This is a genomic window from Streptomyces sp. NPDC048254 (assembly GCF_043201895.1).
Lineage (GTDB): Bacteria > Actinomycetota > Actinomycetes > Streptomycetales > Streptomycetaceae > Streptomyces.
The window spans coordinates 138,638-144,790 of record NZ_JBICZJ010000026.1 but is presented as its reverse complement, the minus strand read 5'-3'; the positions used below and the strand labels follow the sequence as shown (position 1 = coordinate 144,790).

6 protein-coding genes are annotated in these 6,153 nt (G+C 74.1%); 4 read left to right on the top strand and 2 right to left on the bottom strand.

Annotated features, from left to right (window positions below; all coding sequences use genetic code 11):
- Positions 1–208: 208 nt before the first annotated feature.
- A complete protein-coding gene (locus ACGFZQ_RS46415; protein WP_393845579.1) occupies positions 209–1,018 on the bottom strand; it encodes an NAD-dependent epimerase/dehydratase family protein in 810 nt (269 codons plus the stop codon).
- Positions 1,019–1,241: 223 nt separating this feature from the next.
- Here ACGFZQ_RS46415 and ACGFZQ_RS46410 point away from each other — a divergent pair, with 223 nt between their 5' ends.
- Positions 1,242–2,183, top strand: a complete 942-nt coding sequence (locus tag ACGFZQ_RS46410; RefSeq protein ID WP_393845578.1) for a 5-dehydro-4-deoxyglucarate dehydratase — start codon at positions 1,242–1,244, stop codon at positions 2,181–2,183.
- A gap of 29 nt (positions 2,184–2,212) precedes the next feature.
- On the top strand, positions 2,213–3,370 hold the full coding sequence (locus ACGFZQ_RS46405; RefSeq protein ID WP_393845584.1) for a hypothetical protein: 1,158 nt from the start codon (positions 2,213–2,215) through the stop codon (positions 3,368–3,370).
- Here ACGFZQ_RS46405 and ACGFZQ_RS46400 read toward each other — a convergent pair.
- Positions 3,313–4,539, bottom strand: a complete 1,227-nt coding sequence (locus ACGFZQ_RS46400) for an MFS transporter (protein ID WP_393845577.1) — start codon at positions 4,537–4,539, stop codon at positions 3,313–3,315. The genes ACGFZQ_RS46405 and ACGFZQ_RS46400 overlap by 58 nt on opposite strands.
- 165 nt (positions 4,540–4,704) lie before the next feature.
- On the opposite strand from ACGFZQ_RS46400, the gene ACGFZQ_RS46395 reads away from it, so the two are divergent.
- Both ACGFZQ_RS46395 and ACGFZQ_RS46390 read left to right on the top strand, forming a co-directional pair.
- Positions 4,705–5,286, top strand: a complete 582-nt coding sequence (locus tag ACGFZQ_RS46395; protein WP_393845576.1) for a TIGR03086 family metal-binding protein — start codon at positions 4,705–4,707, stop codon at positions 5,284–5,286.
- Between the two features lie 74 nt (positions 5,287–5,360).
- A complete protein-coding gene (locus tag ACGFZQ_RS46390) occupies positions 5,361–6,113 on the top strand; it encodes an MBL fold metallo-hydrolase (protein ID WP_393845575.1) in 753 nt (250 codons plus the stop codon).
- Positions 6,114–6,153: the final 40 nt, after the last annotated feature.

Sequence of the window (6,153 nt, the reverse complement as noted above, 5' to 3'; positions counted from 1 at the left end):
CGGTTGGGCGGGGGGGGGGCCCCCCCGCGCCCGGGCGGGGGGGGGGGGGGGGGGGGGCGCGGGGCCGGGGGGGCGCCCCCACCGGGGGGGGGGGGGGGCCGGTGGGGGCCCCCCCCGCCGCCATGGACGATCGTTCTCAGCCGCCCGGCGTGCCGCCGTGGCCGGTTCTCATCCGCCGTGTCGCGTCTCGCGTCTCGTTCGGTTCGGTTCAGTACGGCCAGATGGGTGGGTCGTTGACGAATCGGCCGCCCAGGTGCGTGTGGGCCGGGTTCTGCGGGTCCAGCTCGCCGTGCTCGGCGATCAGCTTCTCCGCGAACCGCTCGGAGTCGTCCTGCGGCTCGTAGCCGAGCGCCCGGGCGCCGGTCAGGTCCCACCACAGGCGGGTGTTGGCGGAGGAGCCGTAGACGACGGTGTGGCCGACCTCCTCGGCGGTCAGCGCCGCGTGGAAGAGCCGGGCGCCGTCGGCGGGGCTCATCCACACCGAGAGCATGCGCACGTCGGCCGGCTCGGCGAAGCAGGAGCCGATGCGGACGGAGACGGTCTCCAGGCCGTGCCGGTCCCAGTACAGCTGGGCGAGGTCCTCGCCGAAGGACTTGGACAGGCCGTAGAAGGTGTCCGGGCGGCGCGGGGTGTCGATCGGGATCAGTGGATCACCCGCGCGCGGGGCCGGGGTGTAGCCGACGGCGTGGTTGGAGGAGGCGAAGACGACACGCCGCACGCCGGCCTCGCGGGCGGCCTCGTAGAGGTGGTAGGTGCCCTCGATGTTCGAGCGGAGGATCTTGTCGAAGGGCGCCTCCAGGGAGATCCCCGCGAGATGCAGGACCGCGTCCACGCCCCGCACCGCTTCCCGCAGCGCGTCCTGGTCGCCGAGGTCGGCGGTGATCGCGTCCGGCTCGCCGTCGATCGGGCGCACGTCGAAGAGGCGCAGTTCGTAGCCGTACTCCGGGAGCAGGGACCGCATCAGGGTGCCGAGCCCGCCGGCGGCACCGGTCAGCAGCAGCGTGCGGGGAGTGGGCATCCACGGTCTCCTTGTTCAGCGCTGATCGCGTACGTGTACGACATTCACATTCATGGACACGCTAGGGAGCTGGGGCGCGCTGAGTCAAGTGTGCCGTGGAGTGCGGTAATCCGCCTTGGTGTTGCCCGTTTCGCGGCTTGACCGGCACCGATGAGGAATCGTAACGTGGTCGCGTTCATGAATATGGACACCGATCAGACACATGCATCGACAGGGAGCGCCCGTGACGCCAGCCCCTCTCGCCGTGCGGCTCCGTGACCCGCGCGGGCCGCTCTTCTTCCCCGTCACGGCCTACGGCCCCGACGGCTCCCTCGACCTCGACGCCTACCGCGAGCATGTGCGCCGGGGCGTCGAGGCCGGTGCCGCGGCCGTGTTCGCCTGCTGCGGCACCGGCGAGTTCCACGCACTGCTGCCCGAGGAGTTCGAGGCCTGCGTGGGCGCGGCCGTGGCGGCCACCGAGGGCCGGGTACCGGTGATCGCAGGCGCCGGCTACGGCACCGCGCTCGCCGTGCGCTACGCGCGTCTCGCCGCGGCCGCGGGCGCCGACGGCCTGCTCGCCATGCCGCCCTACCTGGTGGTCGCCGGCCAGGAGGGCCTGCTGCGGCACTACCGGGAGGTGGCCGCGGCGACCGATCTCCCGGTGATCGTCTACCAGCGGGACAACGCGGTGTTCACCCCGCCCGCGGTCGTCGAACTCGCCCGCACCGAAGGCATCATGGGCTTCAAGGACGGCCTCGGCGACCTGGACCTGATGCAGCGCATCGTCAGCGCCGTCCGCACCGAGGTCCCCGGCGACTTCCTCTACTTCAACGGCCTGCCGACCGCCGAACAGACCCAGCTCGCCTACCAGGCCATCGGCATCACCCTCTACTCCTCGGCCGTCTTCTGCTTCGTCCCCGAGATCGCCCTCGCCTTCCACGCCGCCCTGCGTGAGGGGGACCGGCCGACGGTGGAGCGCCTGCTGGACGGCTTCTACCGTCCGTTCGTCGAACTCCGCGCCCAGGGCCGGGGATACGCCGTCTCCCTGGTCAAGGCGGGCGTACGGCTGCGCGGTCTGGACGTCGGCGAGGTCCGGCCCCCGCTGCACGAGCCGGGCGAGGACCATGTGAAGCAGCTCGCCCAGCTGATCGAGCGCGGGTACGCACTGCTGGAGGAGGACGCGTGACGGCGCCGGCGGGATCCGGGGGAGGACCGTTGAAGGCGTCGGCGTTCGTCTACCCCTGGGACGTGAACGGGGATCCCGGGGCCCCGGAGCGGATCGCCGGGCTCGGCGTGGACCAGGTGACCCTCGCCTCCGCCTACCACTCCACCCGCGCGCTGACCCCCCGGCACCCGCGCCACCGCATCGTCACCGCCGAGTACGCGGCCGTCTACTACCCGGCGGGCGACCGCTGGGCGGACCGTCGGCTCCGCCCCCACCCCGCGGGTGACTGGGCCCCCGGCGACGCCTACGGAGAGGCCGCCGAAGCCCTGGCCGGCGCCGGCCTCGACGTCCACACCTGGGTGATCCTCGCCCACAGCTCCCGGCTGGGCGCCGAGCACCCGGACACCTCGGTCGTCAACGCCTACGGCGACCGCTACCCCTGGGCCCCCTGCATCGCCCAGCCCGCCACGCGCGCGTACCTGACCGACCTCGCCGCCGAGGCCGCCGTCCGTCCGGGCGCGGCCGGCACCGAACTGGAGTCCCTCGGCTGGTACGGCCTCCAGCATCTGCACGCCCACGACAAGACCGCGGGCGTCGCCCTCGGAGACGCCGGCCAGTACCTGATGGCGCTGTGCTTCTGCCCGGCCTGCCGGGCCGGGTACGCCGAACAGGGCCTGGACGCCGACGAGTTGGCCACGGCAGTCCGGGAGGCCCTGGAGCCGTTGTGGCGGGGCGCGGCGGACGACGGCGGGTGGCCGACGGTCGAGAAGCTGCTCGGCGAACCGGTGGCGGCGGCCACCCGCGCGTGGCGCGACGGGCGGGCCCGCACGCTCCAGGAGACGGCCGTGGCCGCGGTGCGCACGGCGGCCCCCGAGGGCTTCCAGGTGCTGCTGCACGGGGACCCGGTGGCCTACCACTGCGGCGCCAACGCGGGCGTGGACCCCGCGCACGTGCTGTCGGTCGCGGACGGTGTCGTGGTCCCCTGCGCGGGCGGTACGGCCCTGCTGACGCCCTTCGCGGAGCACGCGCGCGAGGACACGGTCCTGGCCGCCAACTTCACGGTGGTCTCCGGGATGGGCGGCAGCCCCGGCACCCTGGCGGCCGACGCGGCCCGCGCGCGTGCGCTGGGCGCGACCGAACTGCGGCTGTATCACGCCGGGTTGGCGTCCGACGGCGACCTGGCCGCGGTGCGGGAGGCGCTGCGCTGAGCCAGTGACCCGGCGGTGGCCAGCAGCGCACCGCCGAAGACCGCCAACAGCGCCCGGTGGTCGACGAGTTCGACGAGGGCGGCCCCGACGGCCAGTCCGATCACGTTCGGTGTGAACATCAGCGTGTCGGCGGTCGCGGTGGCCCGCCCCAGCGCGGCGGCCGGGATCTCGCGCTGTACGGCGGTGTAGGCGGCGATCAGCACACAGGGCAGCCCGAGCCCGCCCGCCGCAGCGCACGCCAGCACCACCGCGTCGTACGGCACCGCCCGTGCGGCCAGCGCGACCCCCGTCAGCGCGATGCCGTACGCGGCGAACCGGCGCTCGCCGAGCCGCCGCAGGGCGGGCCCCGAGACCAGCCCGACCGCGACCGAGCCGACGCCCTGGACGGCGTACAGCACGCCGGTGTAGGCGGGGGAGTGGCCGAGGGCGTCCACCACCGCGTAGTTCAGGCTGCTGCCGAGCGAGGCGAGACACATCGTGGCGCCACCGGCACGCACCAGCGGACGCAGGGCCGGGTGCCCCCACAGCAGCCGGACGCCCTCGGCGGTCTGCCGCCGCCAGCTCCCGGTCGCCGGCCGCGGGCGTTCCTCGCGCACCCGGAGCAGCGCGCACACCCCCGCCGCCAGCACGAAGGTGCCGGAGTCCAGCACCGCCACGCTCGGCCCGCCGTACGCCGTGTACAGCGCGGCGCCGGTCAGCGGGGCGACCAGCTTCATGCCCTCGCGGGCGGTCATCCGCAGCCCGTTGAAGTCACCGAGGAGGGCCGGGTCGACGGCGGCCGCGACCAGGGCGGAGTTGGCCGCGTCCTCGACGACGCCGGCCGCGCCGTACAGGACGAGGACGGTGAAGAGGAGCCAGACGGAGCCGGGCGAGCCGACCGTCCAGAGGGGGAGCAGGAGGACGGCGAGGGCGAGGTTCAGGCGGATGAGCAGGGGCTTGCGGCGGACGCGGTCGGCGAGGGTGCCGAGGGCCGGGCCGAGGAGGGTGGGGGCCCACAGCGCGGCGGTGCACAGGGCGGCGAGGCCGTCGGAGCCGGTGAGGTCCTTGACCCAGACGCCCGACACCAGCCAGAGCGCGGAGCTGCCGAAGCCGGACACCACGACACCGGTGAGGTAGAGGGCCGCGTTGCGGTCGCGGAGCAGGCGGGTCACGGTCCAGGAGGTGGTCATGCCTGGTCATCGTGGAGCTAAGGAGGGGGTGCGGGGATCGGGAAGGTGCCTTAGAAAGACGCCGGACGGTGCGCGAACCGCCGGGGGCGTGACGATGAGTTTCCGGGGCCGGCGCGGTCTACCTCCTGAAGGAGATCTCCGGAACGGACTTGGGAGGCGACGGGAATGACCGGCACGACCATGATCGACATCGGCCCGCAGGCGCGGATCGTGGCGATGCTCGCGGAGCGGGTGACGGACGAGCAGCTCACGGCGTCGACCCCGTGTCCGGATTACGTGGTCCGCCACCTCCTGGGCCATGTGGCGGGGCTGTCCGTGGCCTTCCGGGACGCGGCCCACAAGAATCTCGGGACCACGACCGACCACCGTCCCGACGGCACCCTGCCGGAACTCGGCCCGGGATGGCGGCAGGAGCTGCCCAAGGCACTCGACGAACTGGCGCAGGCCTGGCGGGACCCGTCCGCGTGGCGCGGCATGACCCGGGCCGGCGGGATCGACCTGCCGGGAGAGGTGGCGGCGGCGGTCGCCGCCGACGAACTGGTCATCCACGGCTGGGACCTGGCCCGCGCGACCGGGCAGTCCTATGCCCCGGATCCGGCGGCGCTGGAGGCGGCGTACGGCTTCCTGCGGATGGCGGCGCAGGCCGACCGGGGCCCCTTCGGCCCGCTGGTACCGGTGCCGGAGAGCGCGCCGCTGCTGGCGCGGGCGGTCGGGCTGAGCGGCCGGGACCCCGGCTGGAAGCCGTGACGGGACCGGGCCCAAAGCCGTAGATCCACTCGAATCGTGAGCGGGCGGGGACCCGGATCCGTACTCTCCTCGCCATGGCACTGAGCCTCACCGTCCTCGGCACGGCCTCTCCGCACCCCCGGCCCGGCCGCCCGTGCTCCGGCTATCTGCTGCGGGGCGGGGGCGCCGAGGTGTGGGTGGACGCGGGCACCGGAACCTTCGCGGAATTGCAGCGGTACACGGATCCGGCGCGGCTCACGGCGATCTGGATCTCGCACCTGCACGCGGATCACAGCGCGGATCTGCTGGCCGCGGCCTACGCGTACGCCTTCGGCGGGATGACGCCGGCGGCGCCGATACCGGTGTACGCGCCGCAGGAGTGCGCGGGGCGGCTCGCGAGCTTCTTCGGCCGGCCGGACCTGGGCTTCCTGAGCGGGGTGTTCGACTTCCGGCCCCTGTACGACGGGCACATGGTCCGGCACTGGAATCTGCGGCTCGCCGCGCGGGCGGTGGCCCACGACGTCGAGGCCTACGGGCTGCGTGCCGAATGCCAGGGGAGCGTTCTCGCGTACTCCGGGGACAGCGGGCCCTGTGACGCGCTGACCGAGCTGGCCGCCCGCGCGGACGTCTTCCTGTGCGAGGCCGACATCGACGAGCATCGCGAGGGCAAACAGGTCCATCTGACGCCGGAGGACGCGGGGCGGATCGCCCGGGCGGCAGGGGCGCGGGAGTTGCTGGTCACGCATGTGGGGCCGACGCTGACCAGGGAGATGGCGGCGGCCCGGGCGGGGGCGGTGTCGGAGCGGCCCACCAGCGTGGCGCGGGAGGGGGAGGCCCGGGGGTTCTGACACGGGTGACACACCTCGACCGACCCGCACATCCAGGCAG

What these genes read in the sequence shown, in the direction of transcription:
- ACGFZQ_RS46415 (WP_393845579.1), bottom strand. Translation starts at nt 1,018, where the DNA reads ATGCCCACTCCCCGCACGCTGCTGCTGACCGGTGCCGCCGGCGGGCTC.
- ACGFZQ_RS46400 (WP_393845577.1), bottom strand. Translation starts at nt 4,539, where the DNA reads ATGACCACCTCCTGGACCGTGACCCGCCTGCTCCGCGACCGCAACGCG.
- ACGFZQ_RS46395 (WP_393845576.1), top strand. Translation starts at nt 4,705, where the DNA reads ATGACCGGCACGACCATGATCGACATCGGCCCGCAGGCGCGGATCGTG.
- ACGFZQ_RS46390 (WP_393845575.1), top strand. Translation starts at nt 5,361, where the DNA reads ATGGCACTGAGCCTCACCGTCCTCGGCACGGCCTCTCCGCACCCCCGG.